Origin of the sequence: Haloarchaeobius salinus (assembly GCF_024464185.1) — an archaeon.
Classification (GTDB): Archaea; Halobacteriota; Halobacteria; order Halobacteriales; family Natrialbaceae; genus Haloarchaeobius; species Haloarchaeobius salinus.
In genome coordinates this window covers 227,716-252,141 of record NZ_JANHAU010000003.1, presented here as the reverse complement: position 1 = coordinate 252,141, position 24,426 = coordinate 227,716, and the positions used below count along the sequence as shown (strand labels likewise).

28 protein-coding genes are annotated in these 24,426 nt (G+C 69.4%); 8 read left to right on the top strand and 20 right to left on the bottom strand.

Annotation, left to right across the window (positions count from 1 at the left end; translation table 11 throughout):
* The first annotated feature begins 29 nt into the window (after window positions 1–29).
* The gene (purM, locus tag NO345_RS13715) at window positions 30–1,007 is read left to right on the top strand and encodes a phosphoribosylformylglycinamidine cyclo-ligase (RefSeq protein WP_256300084.1); all 978 of its coding nucleotides are present in this window, start codon (window positions 30–32) and stop codon (window positions 1,005–1,007) included.
* A 2-nt stretch (window positions 1,008–1,009) separates the two neighbouring features.
* On the opposite strand, the gene NO345_RS13710 is transcribed toward purM, so the two are convergent.
* A complete protein-coding gene (locus tag NO345_RS13710; RefSeq protein WP_256300083.1) occupies window positions 1,010–1,186 on the bottom strand; it encodes a hypothetical protein in 177 nt (58 codons plus the stop codon).
* Between the two features lie 221 nt (window positions 1,187–1,407).
* On the opposite strand from NO345_RS13710, the gene NO345_RS13705 reads away from it, so the two are divergent.
* Entirely contained in the window at window positions 1,408–1,590 is a 183-nt protein-coding gene (locus NO345_RS13705) for a hypothetical protein (protein ID WP_256300082.1), read from the top strand.
* Between the two features lie 65 nt (window positions 1,591–1,655).
* On the opposite strand, the gene NO345_RS13700 is transcribed toward NO345_RS13705, so the two are convergent.
* A complete protein-coding gene (locus NO345_RS13700) occupies window positions 1,656–2,195 on the bottom strand; it encodes a CBS domain-containing protein (protein ID WP_256300081.1) in 540 nt (179 codons plus the stop codon).
* A 42-nt stretch (window positions 2,196–2,237) separates the two neighbouring features.
* Window positions 2,238–2,597, bottom strand: a complete 360-nt coding sequence (locus tag NO345_RS13695; RefSeq protein ID WP_256300080.1) for a DUF555 domain-containing protein — start codon at window positions 2,595–2,597, stop codon at window positions 2,238–2,240.
* A 273-nt stretch (window positions 2,598–2,870) separates the two neighbouring features.
* Here NO345_RS13695 and NO345_RS13690 point away from each other — a divergent pair, with 273 nt between their 5' ends.
* The 5 genes from NO345_RS13690 (at window position 2,871) to NO345_RS13670 (ending at window position 6,137) form a co-directional block, all read left to right on the top strand.
* Window positions 2,871–3,044, top strand: a complete 174-nt coding sequence (locus NO345_RS13690) for a hypothetical protein (RefSeq protein WP_256300078.1) — start codon at window positions 2,871–2,873, stop codon at window positions 3,042–3,044.
* Between the two features lie 131 nt (window positions 3,045–3,175).
* Window positions 3,176–4,399, top strand: coding sequence for an HD domain-containing protein (locus tag NO345_RS13685; RefSeq protein ID WP_256300076.1), 1,224 nt, complete (start codon window positions 3,176–3,178; stop codon window positions 4,397–4,399).
* Window positions 4,396–5,451, top strand: a complete 1,056-nt coding sequence (locus NO345_RS13680; protein ID WP_256300074.1) for an amidohydrolase family protein — start codon at window positions 4,396–4,398, stop codon at window positions 5,449–5,451. Before NO345_RS13685 ends, NO345_RS13680 begins: the two co-directional genes overlap by 4 nt.
* Window positions 5,452–5,523: 72 nt before the next feature.
* Complete coding sequence (locus NO345_RS13675) at window positions 5,524–5,958, top strand: universal stress protein (protein WP_256300072.1); 435 nt, start codon at window positions 5,524–5,526, stop codon at window positions 5,956–5,958.
* Between the two features lie 5 nt (window positions 5,959–5,963).
* Window positions 5,964–6,137 (top strand): hypothetical protein, encoded by a 174-nt coding sequence (locus tag NO345_RS13670; protein WP_256300070.1) that lies wholly within the window; start codon window positions 5,964–5,966, stop codon window positions 6,135–6,137.
* 2 nt (window positions 6,138–6,139) lie between these two features.
* On the opposite strand, the gene NO345_RS13665 is transcribed toward NO345_RS13670, so the two are convergent.
* From NO345_RS13665 to NO345_RS13655, 3 genes are all read right to left on the bottom strand, one after another.
* Window positions 6,140–7,102, bottom strand: coding sequence for a biotin--[acetyl-CoA-carboxylase] ligase (locus NO345_RS13665; protein ID WP_256300068.1), 963 nt, complete (start codon window positions 7,100–7,102; stop codon window positions 6,140–6,142).
* 79 nt (window positions 7,103–7,181) lie between these two features.
* Window positions 7,182–8,180, bottom strand: a complete 999-nt coding sequence (locus NO345_RS13660) for a tyrosine--tRNA ligase (RefSeq protein ID WP_256300066.1) — start codon at window positions 8,178–8,180, stop codon at window positions 7,182–7,184.
* 53 nt (window positions 8,181–8,233) lie between these two features.
* Complete coding sequence (locus tag NO345_RS13655; protein ID WP_256300064.1) at window positions 8,234–8,434, bottom strand: YMGG-like glycine zipper-containing protein; 201 nt, start codon at window positions 8,432–8,434, stop codon at window positions 8,234–8,236.
* A 96-nt stretch (window positions 8,435–8,530) separates the two neighbouring features.
* Between NO345_RS13655 and NO345_RS13650 the strand changes: the two genes are divergently transcribed.
* Window positions 8,531–9,295 carry an enoyl-CoA hydratase/isomerase family protein gene (locus NO345_RS13650; RefSeq protein ID WP_256300062.1) on the top strand — a complete coding sequence of 255 codons (765 nt, stop codon included), beginning with the start codon at window positions 8,531–8,533 and terminating at the stop codon, window positions 9,293–9,295.
* Window positions 9,296–9,319: 24 nt separating this feature from the next.
* Here NO345_RS13650 and NO345_RS13645 read toward each other — a convergent pair whose 3' ends face one another.
* The 14 genes from NO345_RS13645 to NO345_RS13580 form a co-directional block, all read right to left on the bottom strand.
* Window positions 9,320–10,144 carry an alpha/beta fold hydrolase gene (locus NO345_RS13645; protein ID WP_256300060.1) on the bottom strand — a complete coding sequence of 275 codons (825 nt, stop codon included), beginning with the start codon at window positions 10,142–10,144 and terminating at the stop codon, window positions 9,320–9,322.
* Window positions 10,145–10,203: 59 nt separating this feature from the next.
* The gene (locus tag NO345_RS13640) at window positions 10,204–11,814 is read right to left on the bottom strand and encodes a long-chain-fatty-acid--CoA ligase (RefSeq protein WP_256300058.1); all 1,611 of its coding nucleotides are present in this window, start codon (window positions 11,812–11,814) and stop codon (window positions 10,204–10,206) included.
* Window positions 11,815–11,929: 115 nt separating this feature from the next.
* A complete protein-coding gene (locus NO345_RS13635) occupies window positions 11,930–12,760 on the bottom strand; it encodes a VOC family protein (RefSeq protein ID WP_256300056.1) in 831 nt (276 codons plus the stop codon).
* A 42-nt stretch (window positions 12,761–12,802) separates the two neighbouring features.
* Window positions 12,803–13,681: an amidohydrolase family protein gene (locus NO345_RS13630; RefSeq protein ID WP_256300054.1), complete on the bottom strand. Its 879-nt coding sequence runs from the start codon at window positions 13,679–13,681 to the stop codon at window positions 12,803–12,805.
* A gap of 49 nt (window positions 13,682–13,730) precedes the next feature.
* A complete protein-coding gene (locus NO345_RS13625; RefSeq protein WP_256300052.1) occupies window positions 13,731–14,087 on the bottom strand; it encodes a VOC family protein in 357 nt (118 codons plus the stop codon).
* Window positions 14,088–14,130: 43 nt separating this feature from the next.
* Entirely contained in the window at window positions 14,131–14,619 is a 489-nt protein-coding gene (locus NO345_RS13620; RefSeq protein WP_256300050.1) for a MaoC/PaaZ C-terminal domain-containing protein, read from the bottom strand.
* A 90-nt stretch (window positions 14,620–14,709) separates the two neighbouring features.
* The gene (locus NO345_RS13615) at window positions 14,710–15,153 is read right to left on the bottom strand and encodes a DUF5518 domain-containing protein (RefSeq protein WP_256300048.1); all 444 of its coding nucleotides are present in this window, start codon (window positions 15,151–15,153) and stop codon (window positions 14,710–14,712) included.
* 142 nt (window positions 15,154–15,295) lie between these two features.
* Window positions 15,296–16,000 (bottom strand): ABC transporter ATP-binding protein, encoded by a 705-nt coding sequence (locus NO345_RS13610; protein ID WP_256300046.1) that lies wholly within the window; start codon window positions 15,998–16,000, stop codon window positions 15,296–15,298.
* Window positions 15,997–16,761, bottom strand: a complete 765-nt coding sequence (locus NO345_RS13605) for an ABC transporter ATP-binding protein (RefSeq protein ID WP_256300044.1) — start codon at window positions 16,759–16,761, stop codon at window positions 15,997–15,999. Before NO345_RS13605 ends, NO345_RS13610 begins: the two co-directional genes overlap by 4 nt.
* Window positions 16,754–18,202: a branched-chain amino acid ABC transporter permease gene (locus NO345_RS13600; RefSeq protein ID WP_256300042.1), complete on the bottom strand. Its 1,449-nt coding sequence runs from the start codon at window positions 18,200–18,202 to the stop codon at window positions 16,754–16,756. Before NO345_RS13600 ends, NO345_RS13605 begins: the two co-directional genes overlap by 8 nt.
* Window positions 18,202–19,407 (bottom strand): branched-chain amino acid ABC transporter permease, encoded by a 1,206-nt coding sequence (locus tag NO345_RS13595; RefSeq protein ID WP_256300040.1) that lies wholly within the window; start codon window positions 19,405–19,407, stop codon window positions 18,202–18,204. The genes NO345_RS13600 and NO345_RS13595 overlap by 1 nt, the downstream gene beginning before the upstream one ends.
* A gap of 61 nt (window positions 19,408–19,468) precedes the next feature.
* The gene (locus tag NO345_RS13590; protein WP_256300038.1) at window positions 19,469–20,602 is read right to left on the bottom strand and encodes an MFS transporter; all 1,134 of its coding nucleotides are present in this window, start codon (window positions 20,600–20,602) and stop codon (window positions 19,469–19,471) included.
* The gene (locus NO345_RS13585; protein WP_256300036.1) at window positions 20,602–22,320 is read right to left on the bottom strand and encodes a hydantoinase B/oxoprolinase family protein; all 1,719 of its coding nucleotides are present in this window, start codon (window positions 22,318–22,320) and stop codon (window positions 20,602–20,604) included. Before NO345_RS13585 ends, NO345_RS13590 begins: the two co-directional genes overlap by 1 nt.
* Entirely contained in the window at window positions 22,317–24,353 is a 2,037-nt protein-coding gene (locus tag NO345_RS13580; protein ID WP_256300035.1) for a hydantoinase/oxoprolinase family protein, read from the bottom strand. Before NO345_RS13580 ends, NO345_RS13585 begins: the two co-directional genes overlap by 4 nt.
* Between the last annotated feature and the right edge of the window lie 73 nt (window positions 24,354–24,426).

The following is a 24,426-nucleotide window of genomic DNA, read 5'->3' as shown; positions in this document are numbered from 1 at the left end:
TTTTGCGCGTCCACAGCGCGCTCTCTGCCATGACCGAGGACGAGGAGCTCACGTACGCGGACGCGGGGGTCGACATCGAGGAGAGCGAGGCGGCGACGGCGGCGCTGCTGAACGCCGTCGGCAACGTCGTCGACACGGAGTACGCGGGGATGCTCGACATCGGCGACCAGTACCTCGCGCTGGCGACCGACGGCGTCGGCACGAAGCTGCTCGTGGCGGAGGCACTCGGCGACTACTCCACCGTCGGCATCGACTGCATGGCGATGAACGCGAACGACCTCGTCGCCGCGGGCGTGACCCCCGTCGCGTTCGTCGACTACCTCGCCGTCGACGAGCCCTCCGAGACGTTCGCGGAGCAGGTCGGCGAGGGACTCGCGGAGGCCGCCGAGCGTGCGAACGTCGCCCTGCTCGGCGGCGAGACCGCCGTCATGCCCGACGTCGTCTCCGGGCTGGACCTCGCGGGCACCTGCGCCGGGCTCGCACCGAAGGACACCGTGTTCGACGGCGAGGCCCGGGCGGGGGACAGGCTGGTCGCGTGGCCCTCCTCGGGCATCCACTCGAACGGACTCACGCTCGCCCGGACCGCGGTGACCCGCGAGCACGAGTACACCGACCCGTTCCCGCCCGAACCGGAGCAGAGCATCGGCGAGGCGCTGCTCGAACCGACGCGAATCTACACCGACCTGCTCGAGCCGATGCGCGAGCACGACGTGCGCGCTGCGGCCCACGTCACCGGCGGCGGCTGGACGAACCTCTCGCGGATGGGTGCGTTCGAGTACCGGGTCGAGGATCCGTTCCCGGCACAGCCGATATTCGGCTTCGTGCAGGACCTCGGCAACGTCTCGCCGGAGGAGATGTACCGCACGTTCAACATGGGGACCGGCTTCGTCGCGGCGGTCCCGGCGGCGCAGGCCGACGACCTCGCGGCCGCCACCGAGGACGGCCGGGTCATCGGCGAGGTCGCCGAGGGCGACTCGGTCGAGGTCCGTGGGCTCTCGCTGTCGTAGTCTCAGACCGCCGCGGACGACCGCTTCTCGCCCATCCGACGGAACACGAACTCGATGCCAGAGAGCAGCGGGTACGCCGCGGTCGGCAGGAAGCCGTACAGCACGGCGATGTACAGCCCGCGGACCGGCTGGAGGTCGAGCGTCGTGCCGAAGGCGATCCCGAGGAGGAGCCACCCCACCAGGAGTGCGGCCGGGGACCGGAACCGGTATCGCCGGAGCACGAACACCGGTACGGCGACGAGGCCGAACGACAGCAGGCCGTAGAGCGGGCCGATGTCGGTGAGGGCGGCGTCGATGCGGACGGTTGCGGGGTCCCAGACACCGGTCGCGAGGCCGGCGGCCAGCAGGATGGCGAGGAAGGCGAGCCACGTGGCGAGTGCGTCACGGAGGGCCTGACGAGGTGCCGGAGTTCGTCGTCTCCGACTCGGGGGAACTACGGACCGTGTTCGGCAACGTCGTCCAGGGGGCGTTACTCGGGGCCGTCGGGGTCGGAGTGACCCTCGTCGCGCCGCTGCTCTTCCTGATCGCGGTCGAGGAGGCGTTCGGCGTTCCGACGTCGTCGTGGCTCTTCGAGCTCATCTGAGAAGCGGGTAGCTCGGGCGCGGCCACGGTTCACCGTCAGAACGACGAGGGGGGTCGAACGCCGATTCAACTCAGCCGTGCCGCGATGTCCGCCTCGGTGATGATGCCGAGCGTCTCGCCGCCCTCGGTGACCATGACGGCCTTGTAGTGGTCGAGCAGGTTGCTTACCTCCTCCAGCGTCGCGTCCTCGGAGACGGTCGGGAACGACTCGCTCATGTGCTCGCGCACGGGTTCGTCGCGCGCAGCCTCGCCGACGTGGACGAGGTCGGACTGGCTGATGCTGCCGACGGGGATGCCGTCCTTGATGACCGCCAGCTGGGAGTACGCCTCGCGCTCCATCGTGCGGACGGCGTCGCTGACGGTGTCGTCGGGGGCGACGCTGATGACGTCCTCGTGCATCAGGTCGCCGGCGCGGACGATCTCGCCCTCGGCCTCGTCCAGCGCCTCAACGATGCGGCGCAGGGTCGAGAGGCGGGGGTCGACGTCACCGCCCTCGATGCGGGCGATGAGCGGCTGTGAGACGTCGGCGGCGTCGGCGAGCTCGCTCTGGGTGAGCCCCAGTTCCGTGCGGCGCTCGCGCAGGTCCGCCGGAGTCGGGAGTTCCATACCCGCCCATTACCCGAGGTTATAGAATAAGTGTTCCGGGTGTCACTCGTCCTCGTCGCTCTCGCGTTCGATGGTCTCGACGACCTTGAGCGGCACGTCGCGGAGGGCACCACCGACCTCGCTCTTCGCGATGCGGTTCGCGTGCTCGTCGCTGTCGGCGTTGAACACCTCCATCTCCAGCATCAGGCCGACGAGCGCGGTGTCGGCGGCGATGTAGGAGGACTCGAACGGCTCGCCACACGCCGGACAGTCGGTGAGGCCGACGTTGACCTCGACGAAGTCCTTCCCCTGCTCGTTCAGTCGCTTGCCCGCCTCGCTCACGGCGACGCCGATGGCGTCGTTGATATCGGTGACGTCGCGGACCAACCACGCGGCTTCCATCACAACGAGATAGTTGCTCATGCTCGCACGGACGGGCCGGAGTAAGGCTTGTTTTGCGGTTCACTCCCGCCGTGGAGAAGCGCACGAGATTCACATCATTCCCATAAGTTACGAGAATCACGGGCGTTCGGAACCCGTTGGGAACCGGTATTCCCGCCTCGTTCGCAGTTCGGATTGTCCAACGGACAAGTAGAGCTTAATCGCAAGACTGCGACGGCCTTGCGTGCGAGTATCACGCCCGCCGCCGGCAGGAAAGCTTATATATGGCCCCATCTCACCGTCGCGTGAAGACCGATGATAGACAGGGCCTACACGGCAAGCCTGTTCGCGCTGTACCAGCTGAGCATCGCCGCAGGCATCGTGCTGATGCCACTTGCGCTCGCGATGCGGCAACTCGGGGTCTCCCTCCCCATCCACCGGGTAGTTGAGTCGCTCGGTACGGCGTACGACGAGGCGAACGCAGTCTGAGCGGGGATCTCCACACGTTTTCGCGCAACCGATGCACCGAGTGATGCGTCGGTGCCGGGTGCCCGACGCGCCCGCCGCGAGCCCCCCGTTGACCCGTCTCCTTTTGTACGAACACGCCGAATCGGGGGGCAATGAAGACCATCAAGGACAGCGTCCACGACCACATCGAGGTCGAGGGCGTGGCTCGGGCGCTGCTGGACACACCCGAGATGCAGCGACTCCGGCACATCAAACAGCTGGGGACCGCCTCGCTCGTCTACCCGTCGGCGAACCACACCCGGTTCGAGCACTCGCTGGGGGTCTACCACAACGCCTGCGAGGCGCTCGACCACCTCAACGTGGAGGGACCCCGGGCGGAGAAGGTGAAGGCGGCGGCGCTGCTCCACGACGTCGGCCACGGTCCGTTCAGTCACAACCTCGAACCGCTCACGCACCGTCGAACGGGGAAGTACCACGACGACGTCCACGAGCTGTTCGAGCGCGGCGACGTGGCGACGGTCCTGCGGGCCCACGACATCGCGCCCCGCGAGGTGGCCGACCTCGTCGCCGGCGACGGCCGGTTCGGCCAGCTCGTCTCCGGCGAGCTCGACGTCGACCGGATGGACTACCTCGTCCGTGACGCCCACCACACCGGCGTCCCCTACGGCACCATCGACCACGCCCGGCTCGTCCGCGAGCTCACGTTCCAGGACGGCGAGCTGGTCCTCGCGGAGGGCAACGTCCAGACCGCGGAGAGCCTCCTGGTCGCCCGGGCGCTGATGACGCCGACCGTCTACGACCATCACGTCACCCGCATCTCGAAGGCGATGCTCCGCCGGGCGGGCGAGCGCCTCCTCGATTCGACCACCTACGACGCCGAGGCTCTCCGTCGGATGGACGACCCCGGCTTCCTCGTCGCGCTCAGGAACGCCGCGGAGACGGCCGAGGTGGCCCGTCGGTTCGACGAGCGCGACCTCTACAAACGGGCGGTCTGGGCGGAACGTGCGGACGTTCCCGAGGACGTCCTCGATATCGAGCACGAGGACGTGCGGGGGTACGAGCTCGAGATCGCCGAGCGGGCGGGGGTCGACCCCGAACGGGTGGTGCTGGACGTCCCCGGGGAGCCCTCGATGGACGAGTCCTCGACGCGCGTGCTCGTCGGCGGCGAGGCCCGTCGGCTCGACGAGCAGTCGCCGCTGGTCGAGGCGCTCCAGTCCGCCCAGCTCGCGCAGTGGCGACTCGGGGTCTACTCCCCCGCGGACGTGACCGACCAGGTCGGCACCGCGGCGGTGCGCGTGCTCGGCCTCGACATCGACGGCGCGCTCGTCACCGAGGTCAGGGGGCTGCAGGGGACCCTCGACCAGTACGGGCAATGACAGGCGACGGTGGGGTGCAGTCGGCGGCCGACGACCAGCGCCTCGTCGAGGGGACCGTTCTCCGCGGACGCGAGTTCGAGCCCGTCGAGGGCCGCGTCGTCGTCGAGGACGGCGAGATCGTCGCTATCGAGGAGGAGTCGGTCGAGAGCGACGCCATCGTCCTTCCCGCGTTCGTCAACGCCCACACGCACATCGGCGACTCCATCGCGAAGGAGGCCGGCGGCGGGCTCTCCCTCGAAGAACTGGTCGCCCCGCCGAACGGGCTGAAACATCGGCTCCTGCGACAGGCGAGCACCGAGGAGAAGATAGCCGCGATGCACCGGTCGCTCGAGTTCATGGCCGAGGCCGGCACCGCCGCACACATCGAGTTCCGCGAGGGCGACGTCGACGGCGTGAAGGAGATCCGTGCCGCCGGCGAGAACGTCCCCGTCGAGTCGGTGGTGCTCGGCCGGGGAAGCACGGACGCCATGCACGCGGCCGACGGCTACGGCGCGTCGGGGACGAACGACGCCGACTTCGAACGGGAGCGCGCGGCGACCGCCCGCGAGGGCAAGCTGTTCGGCATCCACGCCGGCGAGGTCGACAGCTCGGACATCGACGGCGCGATGGACCTCGATCCGGAGTTCCTCGTCCACATGGTCCACCCCGAACCGTGGCACCTCGACCGGCTCGCGGACGCGGCGACGCCGGTGGCCGTCTGTCCGCGGTCGAACCTCGTCACGGACGTGGGGCTCCCGCCGGTGTCGGAGCTGCTGGAACGGACCTCGGTCGCGCTCGGCACCGACAACGTGTTCCTGAACTCGCCGTCGATGTTCCGCGAGATGGAGTTCGCGGCCAAGCTGTTCGACGTCTCCGCGACAGAGGTGCTCCGGATGGCGACCGTCGCGGGGGCGGACATCGCGAACCTGAACTGCGGGCTCGTCGCGCCCGGGCGGGACGCCAAGCTGTTGGTCCTCGACGGCGACTCCCACAATCTCACGGGAGCGAATGACGTGGTTCGGGCTGTCGTCCGTCGCGCTGGCGTGAGTGACGTCCGCGACGTCGTCCGGTAGCGGGCGTCGCCGTCGGGCGCTGAACCGACGGCACACTCAAGACCCGCCCCGACCAACGTGATAGCATACCACATGTACGACCGGATACTGGTGCCGACCGATGGCTCGGAGGAGGGCGAGCGGGCGGTCCGCCACGCCATCGACCTCGCGGTCGCTCACGACGCGACCATCCACGCCATCTACGTCGTCGACTCGGCCAGCTACGGCGGCGTCCCCATGGAGACCGCGTGGGAGGGGCTGCACGAGATGCTCGAACGCGAGGGCGAGACGGCCCTCGACCGTGTCGTCGAGCTCGCCGAGGAGTCGGGGGTGCCCGCCGAGACTGCACTGCTCGAGGGGACACCGGCGAAGCAGGTCGTCAGGTACGCGGAGACGGAGGACTGCGACCTCGTCGTAATGGGGACCCACGGTCGCGGCGGTATCGACCGGCTGCTGCTGGGGAGCGTGGCGGAGCGCGTCGTCAGGTCCTCGGAGGTCCCGGTCCTGACGGTGCAGGTTTCGGGATGAGGCCGATGGGGGCGGGGCTTCGGGGCGACGACCGTGCCGCGATGACCCTCGGCGAGCGCGTCGTCGCGGTGGCGGCCATCGCGGTCATCAACGCCGCGTTCGCCGTGGTGGTGCCCTGGATGGCGGTGTTCGCGCTGCTCGCCTCGCTCCCCCTGCTCACGGTCGTCCTGTTCCGCTGAGCCTACGACGCGTCGACCGGCCGGAGATGCTCGCAGTCGCCCGCACTCACCCGGACGACGCCGTCGTCCGTCTCGACGAGGAGCGCGCCGGGCGACGCCACGTCGACCGCCTCGCCGACGACCTCGCCGGAGGGTGTCTCGACACGGACGCGCTGTCCGAGGGTGAGCGCGTGCTCGCGCCACGCCGGGAGGACGGTGTCGGGGTCGGTGCCGAGCTCGTTGTACGCCTCCAGCACGCGCTGGAGGAACACCTGGCGATCGACGCCCTCGCCGAGTTGCTCTCGGAGGCTCGTCGCCGTCGGCGGCAGGTCGCCGGCCGCAACGTTCGCGTTGACGCCGATTCCGACGACCAGCCAGGAGACGCGGTCGGCCTCGCCCTCCATCTCGGTGAGGATGCCAGCGAGCTTGCGGTACTCGGGGCCGTCGCCAGCGACGTCGTCGACCGGCGCGAGCACGTCGTTCGGCCACTTGATGCGGGCGTCGACGCCGGCCTCGCGGGCGGCGCGCGTGACCGCGACCGCAGCCGCGAGCGTTGCCAGCGGCACCTGTGACGGCGGCACCGTCGGCCGGGTGAGGATGGAGGCGTAGACGCCGCCCGGCGGGGCAGCCCACTCGCGGTCGAGACGGCCGCGACCGCCGGTCTGCTCGTCGGCGACGACGACCACGTCGCTCGCCCCCTCGTCGGCGAGTTCGCGGGCGCTGTCGTTCGTCGACCCCAGCGAGTCGTGGTACTCGATCTCGTACGGAGCGTCGAGCCCGTGGGCGATGGCGAGCCCGCCGTACTCCGGAACCGCGGTGAGTCGGTAGCCGTCGTCGCCGCTCTCGACGCCGAAGCCGGCCCCCCGGATGGCCTCGACGTGCTTCCAGACGGCGGCCCTGGAGACGCCGAGCTCGTCGGCGAGCTCGGGGCCGCTCACCGGGCCGTCAGCGAGCGCCGCGAGGACGCGCCGTCGTGTCTCGTTCATGCTGGGCGGGTTCGTGGCGGCGCGACTTGAAGCGGCCGGTTGGGCGGTCGAGAGTGCGGAGTCGGGGCAGCGTGTGGCGTCAGTTCGCGCGGAGCTCCTGCAGCTTCGCCCGGCCCGGCTCGACGAGCTCGTCGAGGTAGCTCGCGAGCGTGTTCTTCGCGTCCTGCGGGTGGAGCTCGCCGGACTCGAGGTCCGCCTCGAGGTCGTCGTACGAGTCGTAGACGAGGTCGCCGCCGTACTTCTCCGGGCGCTCGACCGTCACGGAGTCGAACCGCGGGAAGACGTGGTAGTGGAACAGCTCCAGCACGGGGTTGTGCCGGTCGTTGCCGTCGTCGTCTGGCTCGGGGTCGGCCGTCGGCGGGCAGTACGCCTTGTTCACCTTCTCCTGGAGCTCCTCGGCGGAGTCCTCCATGGAGATGGTGACCCCCCCGCTGGAGGACATCTTGCCGACGCCGGTCGTCAGGTCGGCGAGGATGGGCGTGTGCAGGCAGGGACGGGCCTCGTAGCCCAGCGACGGCAGCTCCTCGCGGTGGAGCATGTGGACCTTCCGCTGGTCCATGCCGCCGATGGCGAGGTCGAGGTCGAGGTACTCGATGTCGAGCGCCTGCATCAGCGGGTAGACGACGTGGCTGACCTTCGCGGTCTCGCCGCCCTGGAGCTCCGCCATCGCGCGCTGGGCGCGGTTCAGGCTCGTCTCCAGTTCGAGCTCGTGCAGGTCGAGCACGTAGTCCTCGTCCATCTGGTAGCTGCTGCCGTAGACGAACTCCGTCTGCTCCTCGTCGAGCCCGTACGCGAGGAACTGCGCGCGCATCCGCTCTGCCGTCTCTCGGATCTCCTCGAACGTGCCCTTCCCGTTGAGGTAGGCGTGGACGTCCGCCAGCAGGACGACCACGTCCATCCCGGCCTCCTGCAGGTCGATGAGCTTGTTCGCCGTCAGGAGGTGGCCGACGTGGAGGACGCCCGAGGGCTCGTAGCCGACGTACACCCGCTTCCCGTCGGGGTCGTCGGCCAGTGCGCGCACCTCGGACTCGGTGATGACCTCGTCGGTGTTCCGGGTCATCAACTCGTACGTGTCCATACGGACACGAATTCGCCCGGGGGCTTTGAACCTTGCCAAGCCGTGCGAACCGTTCAGAACGGCTTGAGGACGTTCTCGACGTTGTCCCGCATCGCACCGGCGATGTGCCCGCTCGCCGCGCCCATCCCCGCGCCGATGCCGGAGCCGACGGGGCCGAGGGGCCGGCCGATCTTCGCACCGATCTTCGCGCCCTCCTCGGCTCCCTTCTTGGCGTGCGAGTTCTTGCGCATGCACGGCGGTTTCAGCGGATTCATGGGTTCGCTTCGAGGTTCGGACCGTCGATACAAAAATCCTGACCAGGGTCGGGGCGCGGGAGAACAATTAAGCACTCATGGAAAGTTGGAGGGAGTATGCGAGTCGAGGACGACGACGGCGTACGGACGATAACGTTCGACCGGCCGAACGTCATGAACGCGATGAACCTGCAGGTCGCGCGGGACCTCGCCGACGCGGTCGCCGAGGCCGACCCGGTCGAGCACGACGCCATCGTGCTGACCGGCGACGACCCCGCGTTCTCCGCCGGCGGCGACATCCAGGCGATGAAGGAGCGCGAGGAGGGCCCGCGCGAGGCCTACGAGCGCGTCGCGGACACGTTCAACCGGGCGGCGACGGAACTCCTGAACACCGATGTCCCCGTCGTGGCGAAGATCAACGGCGACTGCGTCGGCGCTGGGCTCGCCATCGTCGCCGCGTCTGACCTGGCGTACACGGTCCCCGACGCGACGTTCTCCTGTGCGTTCATCCGCGTCGGACTGGTGCCCGACACCGGCGCGACGTTCACCCTGCCGCGGCTGGTCGGGCTCCGCACCGCGAAGCGCCTCACCATGACCGGGGAGTTCTTCGACGGCGAGGAAGCGGCGGAGATGGGCCTCGTCAACGAGGCCGTCCCCGAGGACGAGCTGGACGAGACGGTCGACGAGATGGTCGGCAAGCTCTCGCGTCGCCCCACCCGGACGGTCGGGATGACCAAGCAGGCCATCCACGAGAACCTCGACAACGACTGGCGGAAGGCGCTCGACTACGAGAACATGCTGCAGGTGCAGGCGTACATGTCCGAGGAGCACGAGGAGGGGGTCGACGCGTTCCTCGAGGGACGGAACCCCGACTGGGACTAGCCGCTCGGTCTCTGCGAGGCCCGACTAGCTGCCTGCGGAGCCGCATCGTTCGAGGAACCGCTGCACGGTGCCGTCGAAGGCCGCTGGATGCTCGACGACCGCCTCGTGGCCGGTCCCGCGGAGCATCGCCAACCGGCCGTTCGGCAGCGCGTCGGCGGCCGCCCGGTAGTCGGCCTCGTCGAAGAAGGGGTCGCGGTCCGCGCCGACGACGAGGGTCGGACAGCCGACACGCCTGCAGACGTCGCCACCGTCGAAGGCGAGGCATGCGTCGGCGGAGACGACGAAGTCGGCCGGTTCGACGGGTTCGAACACCCGGTCGTAGACGACGACGCCGGCCTGGAGGAGCCGAGCCCGGGTCCCGGCGGTGAGGATGCCGAACGCGTCGCGGTAGATGCGGCCCCAGCGTCGCGCGACTGCCCAGTCGCGCCACTGCCGGACGACCGCGGCCCCAGCGTCGCTCAGCCACGCGGCCGACAGCCCCAGCACCGCGCGCTCGACCCGGTCGTCCGCGGCGGCGAGGTGCTGGACGACGAACCCTCCCATGGAGAGCCCGAGCACGTCGACCGAGTCCGCGTCGAGTTCGTCGAGCACGCGTCCGTAGCCGCGGGCGAGGTCGGCTACTGTCGTGTTCGGGGCGAGCCCGTGCGGTCGGCTCACCATGTAGGCGGTGTGCGTGTCAGCGTAGCGCCGGAGGTACAGCGCCATCAGCCGCGGGTACCACCACGAGTCCCCGACCGTGTGGAGGGGATCGTTCAGACCGGGGACGACGAGCAGGCTGCGTGGCCCGGCACCGACCCGGACGAACGGGTGGCCGGCCGCCGTGCCGATGGTGGCGAGGGTGGGGAGCACGGTCGACCTCGGGCCCGAACCGGCTTAACCCCGTTCCCGACGCCGGGTGGCCGCCCGCTTCAGCCCTGCCCGACCATCGAGTCCTCGTCCTCCCACTCCCGCTCGCGGAGCTCGTACTTCTGGACCTTCCCGGTCGCGGTCTCGGGGAGCTGCTCGACGAACTCGACGCGGGTGATGCGCTTGAAGTTCGCGACGCGGTCCGCGACGAACGCCTTCACGTCGTCGGGGTCGATGGTGGCGTCGGCGGTCGGGACGACGAACGCCTTCGGGGTCTCGCCCCACTGCTCGCTCGGTGCGGGGATGACCGCCGCCTTCGATATCTCGGGGTGGTCGTAGAGCACGTCCTCCAGCTCGATGGTCGAGATGTTCTCGCCGCCGGAGATGATGATGTCCTTCTTGCGGTCCTGGATGGCGACGAAGCCGTTCTCGTCCCACGTCGCGAGATCGCCCATGTGGTAGTAGCCCTCACGGCGCTCGGAGAACGCCGTCTCTGTCTCCTCGGGCTTGTTCCAGTAGCGGTCCATCACCTGGTTGCCGCGGACGACGATCTCGCCGATGGTCGACCCGTCACGGGGCACGTCCTTCCCGTCCTCGTCGACGACGCGGACCTCGGTGCCGAGGTAGCCGACGCCCTGCCGCTTCATCAGGTCGAACCGTTCGTCGTCGCTCTTGCCGGCGAGGTGCCGGGGCGAGTGCGAGGTGGTGATGAGCGGGCCGGTCTCGGTCGCGCCGTAGACGTGCATCAGCGTCCAGCCGAACTCGTCCTCGACGGTCCGGAGGGTCGATTCGGGCGGCGCTGCACCAGCGGTCGCGGCGCGGACGGGGTTCGCGCCCGCCGTCTGGACGTCGCCGTCGTGCTCGTCGTAGTGGTTCATCAGCATGTTGAGCACCGTCGGCGCGGCACAGAGGTAGCTCACGTCCTCGGTCTGGATGGCGTCGAACACCGCCTCGGCGTCGACGCCGCGCGTGCAGACGTGGGTCCCGCCGTTGCCGGTGATGGAGTAGATGTGGCCCCAGCCGTTGACGTGGAACATCGGCAGCGTCCAGAGGTAGACGTCGTCGTCCGAGATGTCCTGGTGGGCCGTGACGAGGTAGGAGTGGATTGTCTCCGCGCGGTGTGTCCGACAGACGCCCTTCGGGTCGCCGGTGGTGCCGGAGGTGTAGTTGATGGTCACCACGTCGTGCTCGGTCATCTCGGCGCGGTCGTAGTCGGTCCCCGCCGCGTCGAGCTCGTCGTCGAAGGAGCGCCAGTCGCCGTCGACCGCGTCGGTGTCGTTCGTCACGAACAGCTCGGTCGGCACCTCGTCGCGGATCTGCTCGATGCGGTGGGCGTACTCGTGGTCGGCGTAGATGGCCGTCACGCCGGCGTCCTCGAGGATGTAGGCGTAGTCGTCGGCGGTCAGCCGGTAGTTCAGCGGCGTGTGGACCGCACCGACCTGCATCGACCCGTAGGCCGCTTCGAGGTGGTAGTGCGTGTTGGGGTCGAGGACGGCGACGCGGTCACCCTCCGACACGCCGACGGACTGGAGGAACGCCGAGAACCGGTCGGCTCGTTCGCCGAACTCGGCGTAGGTGTAGCGTTCGCCCGTCGTCGCCACGACGGCCGTCTCGTCGGCGTAGTGTCGGCGTGCACGGTCGAGGAAGTCGGTCACCAGCAGGGGTTTGTGCATGAACGATGGTTCGGTTCTCCGGGGTTCAAAACCCCGTGTTCGTTCAATAGTTACCTGAATCCCGGGCCGGGTGAACGATAGCCCGGCCGTGCCAGTCGAACACCGCCCGTCCGCCTCAGTCGTCGTACTCGACGACACCCAGCCACTCCCGCAGCGCCGGATGGTCGAACCACGCGACGCGGTCGTGTCCCCACGCCACCGGGTTCGTGAGCGAGAAGGCCTCCCCCGCCGCGTCGAGGTCGGGCGTCTCCACGAGCACGGCACAGGGTGCCGGACCGAACTCGTCGAGCCTGTCCCGGAGGCGGTCGCCGGCCGGTTCGGCGAGCGCGACGCCCGCACCGGCGAACCGGTGGAGCCTTGCCCCGAACTCGTCGGCGTCAACGGCCTCCGGTCGAGGCACCCCGAACAGGCGGTCGAAGGGCCGCGTCAGTGCGGTCGCGTCGTCGGTCAGCACGACGACCTCGGAGATGCCCACCAGCGGCGAGTCCACGAGCTGCGGGTCGGGCGTGATGCGGTAGCGCCGCGGTGTCCGGTCCTCGATGACGAACGGGAGCGTCGCGCCGAGGCTGTCTCCGAGGATGGCCGTCTCCCACTCGACGTACACCCCGTCGGGACGCTCGCGGCCGTCACGGTCCGGGCCGGCGACGCGCACTCCCGCGTCGAGTGCGCGGGTGAGCGCCGACCGGAGGTCGTCGACCTCGACGCACCAGGCGGCCGGCCCCGCGTCGCCTGCGATGAACACGGGCCAACGCGAGGGTTGCGCCTCGCCGGTGTTCGTGATGAGTTCGAGGTAGCTGCCGTCGGGGAAGCCGACGATGCTCATGTCGGTCGTCCCGTCGGCGTGCTCCCCGCCGTAGGTGGTCGGGAGCCCGACGGCGTCGCACGCGGCTTCGCCCGCCTCGCGGTCGGCCCAGGCGCTCGCGACGTGGTCGATGCGGATGTCCATGGCGGCTACGCGCGTCCCAGCGAGAAAAGGGTTCGTGGCGGCTCAGTCCAGGTCGAAGAACTCCTCGGCGTTCTCCCAGAGTATCTTGCGCTGGACCGCCTCGGGGAAGTCGAGTTCGGCGAACTGTTCGAGCCAGATCTTCGGGTCGAGCATCGGGTAGTCCGTGCCGAACATCACCTTGTCCTTGAGCAGGCTCTTCGCGTAGTGCAGCACCTGGTCGTCGATGTACGCGGGCATCCAGCCGGAGAGGTCCATGTAGACGTTCCCCTTCTGCTGGCAGATGGCGAGCTGTTCCTTCTCCCACGGGAACGCCGGGTGGGCGATGAGGATCTGCAGATCGGGGTGGCGGGCAGCCACGTCGTCGATGAGCATCGGGTCGCCGTACTTGATCTGCAGGCCGCGGCCGCCGGGCGAGCACGCGCCGAGCGTGGAGTTGCCGCCGTGGAAGACACAGGGGACGCCGAGGTCCTCGATGGTCGCGAACAGCTCCTCGTGCTCGGGGTCGCTCGGGTCGAAGCCCTGGGCGATCTGCTGGAACTTGAAGCCGACGAGGTCGAGGTCCTCGACACAGCGGCGGGCCTCCTCGACGCAGTCGTCCTTCAGCGGGTCGACGCTGCCGAAGCCGACGAAGAAGTCGTCGTGCTCGTCGCGCACCTCGGCGACGTACTCGTTCGGCACCGGCGGGTTGCCGGTGTTCGTCTCGGCGTCCCAGCCGAGCAGGACCGCCCTGTCGATGCCCACGGCGCGGTACTCCTCGATCATCTCCTCGTAGGAGTTCGGCACCATCTCCTTGCCGAAGCGTGCGGCGGCGTCCTGCATCATCTCGCCGCCGGCGTCGAACAGGAACTCCTCGGTCGGCTGGTGTGCGTGGGTGTCGATGATTCGTGGGTCGTCGGGGTCGACGACGCTCGGGAGACTCATACTCCCTCCTGCAACGGGCAGGCGAAAAAGCGTTCGTGTTTCCCCCGGCTCAGACCGGTTCGAGCAGTTCGAGCACGTGCCCGTCGGGGTCGGTGACGAACGCGATGCGGATGTCGAGTTCCTCGATGGTCTCCGGTCCGCGGGTGACGCGGTCGGCCGGCAGCTCGGCGACCGCTGCGTCGACGTCCTCGACGGAGAGCCCGAGGTGTCCGCCGTCGCTCGGTTCGACCGGGCCGTCGGCCTCGACGAGCTGTATCACCGCCTGGTCGTCGACGCCGACGAACGTGTCCGAGACGGCGTCGCTCTCCTCGAACCGCTCGACCGGCTCGTATCCGAACACGTCCCGGTAGAACGCGAGCGAGTCGTCGAGGTTCGAGACGCGGATCGCCGCGTGGTCCATGGTCATGGACGACTGTTCGGCGGCCGGGGAGAAAGTACCTCGTACCGCGTCAGGGGTTGCCGGGCTTGTCGCCGTAGTGCGCCCGCTTCTTGAACATGAACTTCATGTCGCCTTGCAGCAGTATCTCGTCGTCCTGGTTGCGCGTCTCGGAGTCGACCACGACGAGGCCGGCGTCCTCACGCGACTCGAACTCCTGTCGCTCCGTGACCTCGAACTCCGAGGAGATGGTGTCGCCGATGGTCAGCGGGTTCGGCACGTCCATGTAGTTCATCCCGAGGAAGGCGATGACGGTGCGCTCGACGAAGCCACAGCGCTGGACCATCCCGGTCGTGAGGATGAACGTCATCGGGCCGTGGCCGATGCGCTCGCCGAACGGGCCGTCCTCGCTGTACTCGGCGTTGGTGTGGAGCTCCGTCCAGTCGTCGGCGAACATCGAGTGGAAGACGAAGTCCGACTCGGTGACGGTCCGTCCGACGCTCTCGAAGGTCTTGCCGACCTCCATGTCCTCGAAGTAGTGTGGCTCGTAGCTGTAGGCCATAGCGGTGGCTTCGAAGGGCCCCCAAGTAATGATTGCCCTCCGACTCCGGTGACTGTCGTCGCCCCGAAAAACGCGTTCCTCGACGCCCGGTCAGTACTGGGCTTCGTCGTACGTCTCGGTCGTGGTGTCGGTGCTGGCGGTCGTGCGGGCCTTGCGGAAGTCGTCCTCCCAGACTGCGTGGGCGATGAAGCCACCGAGCGCACAGAGGCCGACGGTGTAGATGGCGGCTATCACGAGCATGATGATGCCGAACAGCATGAGGACGATGAAGCCCGCCGCGTCGCCGGTCAGGATGCCGAGGAAGCCGAACCCGAACAGGGCGAGCAGCGAGGGCACGAAGAATATCGCCCCGGCGGCCGCGCCGACCTTCACGTTCTCCATTCGAGTCTCCCCTTTCTGTAGGTACGCCGCGACCACGCCACCGAGGACGGTCGAGAACGGGATGAACCCGAGCACGAACGCCGCGACGGCACCGATGAGCGCGTTGATCCAGAAGCCGTTCTCGTGACTGCTGTCGTCGAAGTTGAGTGCCATGCCGGTAGAACGACAGATGCACTTATAAACTTGCGCTCTAGGTGTCTCGTCGATAGCCGCCGGGGGTGGATTCGGAACAGGCCCCGCAGGTATGGGGACGGCGGACGGCCTGCACTGTCGCCGACGAACCGGTCGGGGTGGGTCAGCCGCCGAGGAACCGCTGGCGGACCTCCTCGTCGGCCAGCAGCTCGTCGCCGGGACCCTCGAAGCTGTTCTCGCCGTTGACGAGCACGTAGCCGCGGTCGCAGCGGCGGAGCGCCTCCTTGGCGTTCTGCTCGACCATCAGCACCGCCGTCCCGGCGTCGTTGATCTCGTCGATGCGGTCGAACATCTCGTCGACGAGGTCGGGTGCGAGCCCGGCGGATGGCTCGTCGAGCAGGAGGAGCGCCGGGTCGAGCATCAGCGCCGCCCCCATCGCCAGCATCTGCTGTTGCCCGCCGGACATCGTGCCGGCGCGCTGGCGCTGGCGCTCCTCGAGGATGGGGAACCGGTCGAACACGTCGGCGAGTCGGTCCTGCGGCACGTCGTCGAAGATGTACGCACCCATCTCCAGGTTCTCCCGGACGGTCATCCGGGGGAACAGGTTCTCCGTCTGGGGGACGTACGCGATGCCCTCGCGGATGATCTCCTGCGTGCCGAGCTCGTGGATGTCGGTCCCCTCGAATCGGACGGTGCCGCCCATGTGGGTCGTCAGCCCGAAGACGGTCTTCATCGCGGTGGACTTGCCGGCTCCGTTGGGGCCGACGATGGTGACGTACTCGCCCTCGTCGACGTGCATGTCCACGTCGGTCAGTATCTGGAGGTCGCCGTAGCCCGCGTCGACCGCGTCGAGTTCGAGCAGGCTCATAGCTCCTCACCCAGGTAGGCGTCGATGACGCGCTGGTCGCTTCTGACCTCGGATGGCGCGCCCTCGGTGAGCTTCTGCCCCTGATGCATGACGACGACGTGCTCGCAGTGCTCCATGATGAGTTCGATGTCGTGTTCGACGAACAGGAACGTGAGTCCCTGCGATTGGAGTTCGTGGATGCGGTCGAGGATCTTCCGTTCGAGCGTCGGGTTGACGCCGGCCAGCGGCTCGTCGAGCAGCACCATCTCCGGGTCGGTCAGCAGGACGCGGGCGAGTTCGAGCAGCTTGCGCTGGCCGCCCGAGAGCGAACTCGCCGGCTCGTCGAGCAGGTGGTCGAGCTCGAAGAACTCGGCCATCTCGACGGCCTCGCGTCGGCTCCGCCGCTCGTCCTCGGCGAACTCGCCGCCGCGGAGCCAGGTCCGGGTGAGCTTCTCGCCCGACTGCCCGCCGGGGGCGAGCAGCAGGTTCTCCCGGACGGTCATGTTCTCCAGTTCGCGCGGAATCTGGAAGGTGCGGACGAGTCCCTCGCGGACGACGCGGGGCGTTCGCTGCCCCGTCAGGTCCGTCCCCCGGAACTCGACGGTACCGCCGTCGGGCTCCAGGTAGCCGGTGATGCAGTTGAAGAACGTCGTCTTCCCGGCCCCGTTCGGCCCGATGAGGCCGGTGATGCCCTGGCCGACGGTCACGTCGACGCCGTCGAGGGCGTTGATGCCGCCGAAGGACTTCCGCAGCCCCGAGACCTCCAGCACGGGCTCAGTCATCGGCGTCACCTCCGGCTGCGGCGGCGGTCTCGTCACGACTCGGCACGGGGTCCTCCCCGGGCAGGCGGATGTCGTAGTCCTGCTCGCCGAGGATACCCTCGGGTCGGTAGTAGAGGATGACGATGAGCAGGACCCCGATGAAGATGAGCCGGGCCGCCGCCAGCTGGACGGCGTACTCGGACGGGAAGTAGTCGTTGAGGAACTGCGTCCCGCTGTTGATGGACCAGAACACCGCCGTGCCGAGGACGACCCCGGCGTTGTTCGCGGTCCCGCCGATGATGACCGACGAGAACGCGAAGAAGGTGATCATCGCGCCGAACTGGTCGGGGCTGATGAAGCCGAGGTGGATGGTGTACAGCGAGCCCGCCGCCCCCGCGAGCGCGGAGCCGAACAGGAGCGCCTGGATCTTGTAGCGGAACGTCTCCTTGCCGAGCGCCCGCGGCACGTCCTCGTCGTCGCGGACCGCCCGCAGGACGCGGCCGTACGGGCTGTTGATGGTGCGCTGGCACCACCAGTAGCCGCCGACGAGGAACGCGAGCGAGAGCAGCATGAAGAACCGGTCGTAGTCGAGTCCGCCGTTCGGCCCCGCGACGGGGTCGAACAGGAACATCACGTTCGTCTGGAGCGTGACGGTCGGGTTCGAGGCGGCCAGCAGCGGCTGGACGAAGTACCACGCCGCCACGGCCAGCGCGACCACGAGCGCGAGGGTGCGCTCGGGCTCGGTCGAGCGACGGACCGCCTCGCGGACGAGCGCGACACCCACCGCGGCGAGGGCGACGCCGACGACCAGCAGGCTGCCGCCCTGCGTGAGCGCCCCGATGGCCCCACCGAGGACGGCGACGCTGGCCAGGCCGAGGCCCGCCCCGGTCGTGTCTACGTCCTTCACGTAGCCGCCGACGCGGTAGCCCGCGTAGGCGATGACGAGCACGCTCAGGCCGCCGAGGACGACGAGATTGAGCGTGAACGAGCCGAGCCCGAGCGGGAACACGCCCGACGCGGGCTGGTGGATGGTCCGGATGCCGAACGGCCCGTTGAACAGCCAGACCTCGTTCCGGACGACCTCGTTCAGGATGGTCGCGATGCCGAGCGCCGTGATGGCGAGGTAGTCCTCGCGCAGGCGCAGGGTCGGCACACCGACGAGCAGCGAGACGAGCGCGGCGGCGACCATGCCGCCGGCGACGCCGAGCAGCCAGCCGAGCACGTCGCCGCCGGGCACGACGGCGAGCATCGCGGGGAGCGCGTAGCCCCCGAGGCCGTCGTAGCCGGTCACCTGCGCCGGCATCGTGAGGACGGCGGTGACGTAGCCGCCGACCATGAAGTAGGCCACGTGGCCGAAGTCGATCAGCCCCGTGAAGCCGAACTTGAGGTTCAGCCCGAGCGCGAACAGGCCGTAGATGGCGATGAACGTCACGAGCGAGACGGCGAAGTCAGCTAACGCCATCAGACATCACCCCAGATGCCGTCGGGTTTGACGAGCAGGACGCCGATGAGGACGACGAACGCGATGGCGGTGCGGTACGTCGCCAGTCCGGACGGCAGTAGGTAGACGCCGACGTCCATGCTGATGCCGATGAGGATCGCCCCGGCGGCGGCCCCGTAGGGCGACCGGATGCCCCCGAGGATGACCGCCGCGAACACCGGCAACAGCAGCGTGAATCCCATGTTCGGGTTGACGTTCGACGCGCTCCAGCCCGCCAGCACGCCGGCCAGCGCGGTCAGCAGCCCGGCGATGACCCAGACGACGAGCTGGACGCGGTTCACGTCGACACCGCGGACCTCCGCGAGGTCCATGTTGTCGGCCGTCGCGCGCATCCCCTTGCCGAGTCTGGTCGCCTTCAGCACGAGGTTGAGCAGGAACATCGCCACGGCCACGATGACCACGATAACGATGTCCTTGTAGCTCGTTCCGATGCGGGTCGACCACAGCGCGTCGGTACCCTGTGGGCCGAACCGGAGCGCGTACGCGAGCGCGAGCAGGGTCGCCAGCCCGCCCAGCACCCCGAGCACGCGCGGCGAGACGAGGTGCACCGTCCGGAAGTCGTCGTCGGTAGACCGCCAGCGGTAGACGCCGTACCCGACGCCAGCGGCGGCCGCCACGATGCCGAGCAGGAGCCACAGCGGGTAGCCCCACTCGCCGAGCAGCGCGATGTCGCCGGCCTGTCGCTGCGTGCGCTGGACGGTGAGCCCGGAGCCGGTGAGGTAGAGGTCCCAGTTCACGTCGCGGACGACCGGCGTCTCGTAGGCGATGTTGCGCGAGCCGGCGACGAACAGCACGAGGTTGCGCAACACGAGCGCGAGGCCGAGCGAGACGATGACCATCGTGATGAGGTCCGCCTCCTTCGACCGGAACCGCCGGAAGATAGCGAGTTCGTACAGCGCGCCGAACGCCGACGCCGCGACGAGCGCGAACACCCCTGCGACGACGAGCGACACCGCGCCGCCGGGCAGTCCCGGCAGGAGCGAGATCTCCGCGGGCCGGTTCACGACGAGTGCGAAGTACGCCCCCACGGTTATCATGTCCCCGTGGGCGAAGTTCGGCACCTCCGCGATGGAGTACACCAGCGAGAGGCCGATGGCTCCGGCGGCGATGATGGTCCCGGTGACGAGGCCCTGCGCCAGCGCGTCGAGGAGTCCGGTGTCTACCACGCGATGCTCACCCCCAGCGTCCGGCGGGCGTTCGTCGACCCGCCGGACCGTCCGTCGTGTCTCATGAGTTCCTCCGTATCGTGTAGTACGTCGCGACCGCGGCGACGGCGTTCAGTCCACCGAGGACGAGGAACGCGCCGCCGTAGCTCCCCGTCGTCTCCCGGATGGTGCCCGTGACCGGCGGGAGCACGAGCGCGGCGACGTTGCCCGCGGCGACGATGGTCGCGATAGCGGTCCCCTCCGCGTCCGTGGCTCCGGCAGCGAGGTTGTACACGGCCCCGAACGGCACCGAGACGGCGAGCATCACGACGAACGGGAGGACGACCAGCGCGGTCGAACTCCCGGTCGCGGCCATTGCACCGAACCCGAGCGCGGCGGCGGCGGTGCTCCCGGCGATGAGCCGCCGGTCCGAGAGCGCGATCCGCCACGAGGTCTCCCCGCCGACGATCCTCCCTGCCGTCGCCGACGCGAGCACGACGACGTTCAGCGGGGCGACCACACCGAGGTCCGCGAAGTACGCCGTCACGAACGTCGAGAGCGTGATGTACGAGCCGATGATGGCCACGTAGCACACGGAGGCAAGCACCACGACCGGGTGCAGGACGACACCGCCACGTTCCGTCGTCGTCTCCGTGGGTGCCGTCCGCCGGTCCGACAGATGGAGCCCCGCGACCGCGATGGCCGGGACCGAGAGCAGCGCGCCCGGCCCGTGGAGCGCGAGCCAGCCGTAGCGCTCGACGAGCGTCGGCGCGAGCAGGAAGCCCAGCATCCCACCCATGGTGAGCAGACCGCCGTAGACGCCCTGCTGTCGGGTCGCGTTCGCGCCCTCCGAGAGACGCGAGATGTGCGTCGCGCCGACCGTGAGCAGGAGCCCGCCGGTCAGCCCCCAGAGCCCGCGCAGCGCGAGCACGACGGGGAACGACGCCGAGAGGTCCAGCGACAGCCCCAGCCCGAGGTGGGCGAGCCCGCCAGCGAACAGCACCCGTGTCGTCGTGTGCCGGCCGACCCAGCGCGAGGCGGGTCGCTGGACGACGACGAACGCCGCCAGCGGCGCGCTCATCAGCAGCCCGAACGACGAGAGACCGATGTCGAGTCGCGCCGTCAGCAGCGCCGGCAGCGCGGCGTAGGCGAAGACGACGTAGCCGACGCTCGTGACCAGCACGTGCGGGACGTACCGGAGCGGGTCGCGGCTCATCAGTCATCGTCTCCCTCCGCGTCGGCTGTTTCTCCGGTCGGGACGTCGACACCGTAGGCGTCCCGCGCGGCCGCCGCCGATACCTTCCCGTGGCGGACGTCGCGCCGGACGGCGTCGGGGTCGCGGTCGCCCGGTTCGCCGTACCCGCCGGCTCCGGGTGTGCGGATGCTCACCGTCGCGCCCGGCGGGAGCTCGTGGGTGGACTTCTGCGGGAGTCGACGCGACTCGCCCTCGGCGGTCGTCAGCTCTGCCGCGCCGGACTCGCCAGGTTCGCCACCCTCCAATCCATATGGCTGGTGGGTGTGGCGGTCCGCGAGCAGGCTGAAGTGCGCCTCGTGGTCGCGCACCTGGATGTCCCGGCGGATGCCCAGTCCGCCCCGGAACTCGCCGGGGCCGCCGGAGTCCTGTCGGAGCTCGTACCGACCCACCCGCAGCGGGTACGCCGTCTCCAGCACCTCGACGGGCGTGTTCATCGTGTTCGACATGTGGACGTGCACGCCGTCCATGCCGTCCTTGCCGACCCGGCCGCCGAAGCCGCCGCCCTGCGTCTCGTAGAAGGCGTAGGGCGTGCCGGTCCGTGGGTCGGTGCCGCCGAAGGTGATGTTGTTCATCGTGCCCTGGCCGGCCGCGGTGACGCGCTCGGGTGCCTGCTGGGCGAACGCCCCGAGCACCACGTCTGTCACCCGCTGGGAGGTCTCGAGGTTGCCGCCGACGACCGCCGCCGGTGGGTTCGGGTTGACGATGCTCCCCTCGGGTGCCTGCACCTCGATGGGCCGGTAGCAGCCGTGGTTCGGTGGGATGTCCGGGTCGGTCACGCAGCGCACGGAGTAGTACGTCGCCGACGCGGTGACCGCGAGCACGGCGTTGACCGGCCCCTCGGTCTGGTCGGCGGTGCCCTCGAAGTCGACCGTGACGTCGTCGCCGTCGACGGTCACGGCCGCCTGGATGCGCAGGTCCTCGTTGCCGAGGCCGTCGTCGTCGAGCACGTCGCTGAACTCGTAGGTGCCGTCCTCGAGGTCCTCGATCTCCGCACGCATCCGGGCCTCGGAGTAGTCCTGAATCTCGTCGAGCGCCTCGGTCAGCGTCTCGCGACCGTACTTCTCGACGAGGTCGAGGAAGCGCCGCCGGCCGGTCTGGTTCGCGGCCTCCTGTGCCCGGAGGTCGCCGCGACGCTCGTCGGGCGTCCGGACGTTCGAGAGCACCATGTCGAAGACGGACTCGTTGGGCTCGCCCGCCTCGAACAGCTTCACCGGCGGGATGCGGATGCCCTCCTGATATATCTCCGTGGAGTCCGCGGCGACGCTCCCGGCACGAGCGCCGCCCACGTCGGCGTGGTGGGCGCGGTTCGCGGCGAACGCGACGAGCTCGCTCTCTCCGGCGTCGTCCTCGTGGAACACGGGCGTCACGAGGGTGAGGTCGGGCAGGTGTGCGCCGCCGTAGAACGGGTCGTTGAGCAGGATGCCGTCGCCGGGTTCGAGCGTCTCCGGCGGGAAGCGGTCGATGGCCGCCGCCACCGAGAACGGCATCGCGCCGAGGTGGACCGGCATGTTCTCCGCCTGGCTTATCATCTCGCCGTCGGCGTCGAACAGCGCGCAGGAGCAGTCCCGGCGCTCCTTGATGTTCGGCGAGTAGCCCGTCCGGATGAGGTTCGCGTTCATCTCCTCGCAGACGGCGATGCAGGCGTTCCTGATGACCTCGAGTGTGACCGAATCCGTCATGCGTTCACCTCCACGAGCAGCGTGCCGTACTCGTCCACGCTCGCGGCCTGGTCGGGGTGGACGACGACCGTGCTCTCGGTGCCCTCGACGATGGCCGGGCCGTCGAAGCTCGTCCCGGTCGGCAGGAGCCGCCGGTCGTAGACCCGCGTCCCGTGGGTCCGGCCGTCGTACACCACGTCGCGCGTCTCGCGGACCGCGTCCTCGACGGTTCCCTCGACGGGTTCCGGGTGCAGGTCCGGCGTCTCGACGATGCCCCGCGCCCGAAGCCGGACCGTGACCAGTTCGACCGGCTCGTCCTCGTAGGCGTGTCCGTAGCGCTGGCGGTGCCGGTCGTGGAACCGCTCGACGACGGTGTCGAGGGTGTCCGCGTCGACCTCGCCGCCCGGGACCGGGACCGTGAGCTCGAACGACTGCCCGGCGTAGCGCAGGTCGACCGAGCGTTCGTACTGGACGGAGTCGGCGGTCCCGCGCTCGGTGTCGAGCCGGTCGCTCCCGCGCTCGCGGAACGTCGCGAAGCTCTCGGCGAGGGTGCGGGGCTCGACCTCGGTCCACGGCCGGACCTTCGAGGTCGAGTAGTCGTACAGCACGTCGCTGATGAGCAGCCCGAGCGCGGAGAGCACGCCAGCGGTCCGCGGGATGACGACCCGGGGAACCTCCAGTTCGCGCGCCAGCCGGCAGGCGTGGAGCGGCCCGGCACCACCGAACGCGACGAGGCCGAAGTCCCGGGGGTCGTAGCCGCGTTCGACGGAGACGACCCGGAGCGCCCGGGCCATGTTCGCGTTCGCCACGTCGAGGATGCCCTGTGCCGCCTCGGCGACGCCCATGTCGAGGTCGTCCGCGACACGGTCTCGAATCGCGCGCCGGACGGCGTCGTCGGGCGACGGCCCGTCGAGGAACCGCGAGGGGTCGATGCGGCCGAGCAGCGCGTGCGCGTCGGTGATGGTCGGGTGCTCGCCGCCCCGGCCGTAGCAGACCGGGCCGGGCTCCGCGCCGGCCGAGCGGGGACCGACGCGCAGCGCGCCGCCGGCGTCGGTCCAGGCGATTGAGCCGCCACCGGCCCCGACGGTGTGGATGTCGATCATCGGCACCGAGACGGGGTAGTCGCCGACCTCGACGTCGGTCGTGACGAGGGGGTCGCCGCCCTCGACGAGCGACACGTCGCAGGAGGTGCCGCCCATGTCCATCGTGATGCAGTCCTCGATGCCCGCGAGTCCAGCGACGTAGGTCGCGCCCTGTACCCCTGCGGCGGGGCCCGAGAGCAGCGTGTTCACCGGCCGGTCGCGGGCCGCATCGGCGGTGATGATGCCGCCGTTGGACTGCATTATCTTCACGTCGGTCGCGACGCCCTCCTCGGCGACCCGCCGTTCCAGCCGGCCGATGTAGCTGTCCATCACCGGCTTGAGCGCGGCGTTCAGCGCCGTCGTCAGGGTGCGCTCGTACTCCCGGATCTCGGGGAGCACCTGCGAGGAGAGCGAGAACGAGGCGTCGACACCCTGGGCCTCGAGTAGCTCCTGGACCCGGCGCTCGTGGTCGTCGTTCTCGAACGAGTAGAGGAGACTGACTGCGACGCTGTCGACGTCGTCGAGTTCGTCGGCGAGCGTCTCGACCGACGACTCCTCGAGGGGGTCGACGACCTCCCCGCGCTCGTCGAGTCGTTCGGTGACCTCGTAGCGGCGGTCGCGCTCGACCACCGGGGTGGGCTTCTCGGCGTCGAAGTCGTAGATATCGGGCCGCGCCTGTCGGCCGATTTCGAGCACGTCGCGGAAGCCCCCCGTCGTCACGAGCGCGGTGTCGGCCCACTGGCCCTCGAGCACCGCGTTCGTCGCCACGGTCGTCCCGTGTCCGAAGAAGCCGATGTCCCCGGGGGCGATACCGTACTGCTCGGCGACCCCTTCGAGCCCGTCCATGACTCCCTGCTCGGAGTCCGAGGGCGTCGAGGGCGTCTTGTGGACGCGGACGGCCCCGTCCGCGATGGTCACGAGGTCCGTGAACGTGCCGCCGATGTCGACGCCGACGCGGGCGTCGCCGTTCACGCGAGCCTCACCTCTGTCCGTCGCCTGCGTTTCCGTCGTGCTGTTGCAGCGTGCATGTGTATCGAAAATGGGG

Bases quoted from the DNA above. Each gene is read 5' to 3' on its own strand.
- NO345_RS13650 (WP_256300062.1), top strand. From the start codon at position 8,531: ATGCGAGTCGAGGACGACGACGGCGTACGGACGATAACGTTCGACCGG.
- NO345_RS13670 (WP_256300070.1), top strand. From the start codon at position 5,964: ATGGGGGCGGGGCTTCGGGGCGACGACCGTGCCGCGATGACCCTCGGC.
- NO345_RS13700 (WP_256300081.1), bottom strand. From the start codon at position 2,195: ATGGAACTCCCGACTCCGGCGGACCTGCGCGAGCGCCGCACGGAACTG.
- NO345_RS13685 (WP_256300076.1), top strand. From the start codon at position 3,176: ATGAAGACCATCAAGGACAGCGTCCACGACCACATCGAGGTCGAGGGC.
- purM (WP_256300084.1), top strand. From the start codon at position 30: ATGACCGAGGACGAGGAGCTCACGTACGCGGACGCGGGGGTCGACATC.
- NO345_RS13635 (WP_256300056.1), bottom strand. From the start codon at position 12,760: ATGGACATCCGCATCGACCACGTCGCGAGCGCCTGGGCCGACCGCGAG.
- NO345_RS13655 (WP_256300064.1), bottom strand. From the start codon at position 8,434: ATGAATCCGCTGAAACCGCCGTGCATGCGCAAGAACTCGCACGCCAAG.
- NO345_RS13615 (WP_256300048.1), bottom strand. From the start codon at position 15,153: ATGGCACTCAACTTCGACGACAGCAGTCACGAGAACGGCTTCTGGATC.
- NO345_RS13600 (WP_256300042.1), bottom strand. From the start codon at position 18,202: ATGGCGTTAGCTGACTTCGCCGTCTCGCTCGTGACGTTCATCGCCATC.
- NO345_RS13630 (WP_256300054.1), bottom strand. From the start codon at position 13,681: ATGAGTCTCCCGAGCGTCGTCGACCCCGACGACCCACGAATCATCGAC.
- NO345_RS13675 (WP_256300072.1), top strand. From the start codon at position 5,524: ATGTACGACCGGATACTGGTGCCGACCGATGGCTCGGAGGAGGGCGAG.
- NO345_RS13620 (WP_256300050.1), bottom strand. From the start codon at position 14,619: ATGGCCTACAGCTACGAGCCACACTACTTCGAGGACATGGAGGTCGGC.
- NO345_RS13625 (WP_256300052.1), bottom strand. From the start codon at position 14,087: ATGACCATGGACCACGCGGCGATCCGCGTCTCGAACCTCGACGACTCG.
- NO345_RS13585 (WP_256300036.1), bottom strand. From the start codon at position 22,320: ATGACGGATTCGGTCACACTCGAGGTCATCAGGAACGCCTGCATCGCC.
- NO345_RS13680 (WP_256300074.1), top strand. From the start codon at position 4,396: ATGACAGGCGACGGTGGGGTGCAGTCGGCGGCCGACGACCAGCGCCTC.
- NO345_RS13605 (WP_256300044.1), bottom strand. From the start codon at position 16,761: ATGACTGAGCCCGTGCTGGAGGTCTCGGGGCTGCGGAAGTCCTTCGGC.
- NO345_RS13640 (WP_256300058.1), bottom strand. From the start codon at position 11,814: ATGCACAAACCCCTGCTGGTGACCGACTTCCTCGACCGTGCACGCCGA.
- NO345_RS13665 (WP_256300068.1), bottom strand. From the start codon at position 7,102: ATGAACGAGACACGACGGCGCGTCCTCGCGGCGCTCGCTGACGGCCCG.
- NO345_RS13610 (WP_256300046.1), bottom strand. From the start codon at position 16,000: ATGAGCCTGCTCGAACTCGACGCGGTCGACGCGGGCTACGGCGACCTC.
- NO345_RS13590 (WP_256300038.1), bottom strand. From the start codon at position 20,602: ATGAGCCGCGACCCGCTCCGGTACGTCCCGCACGTGCTGGTCACGAGC.
- NO345_RS13690 (WP_256300078.1), top strand. From the start codon at position 2,871: ATGATAGACAGGGCCTACACGGCAAGCCTGTTCGCGCTGTACCAGCTG.
- NO345_RS13695 (WP_256300080.1), bottom strand. From the start codon at position 2,597: ATGAGCAACTATCTCGTTGTGATGGAAGCCGCGTGGTTGGTCCGCGAC.
- NO345_RS13660 (WP_256300066.1), bottom strand. From the start codon at position 8,180: ATGGACACGTACGAGTTGATGACCCGGAACACCGACGAGGTCATCACC.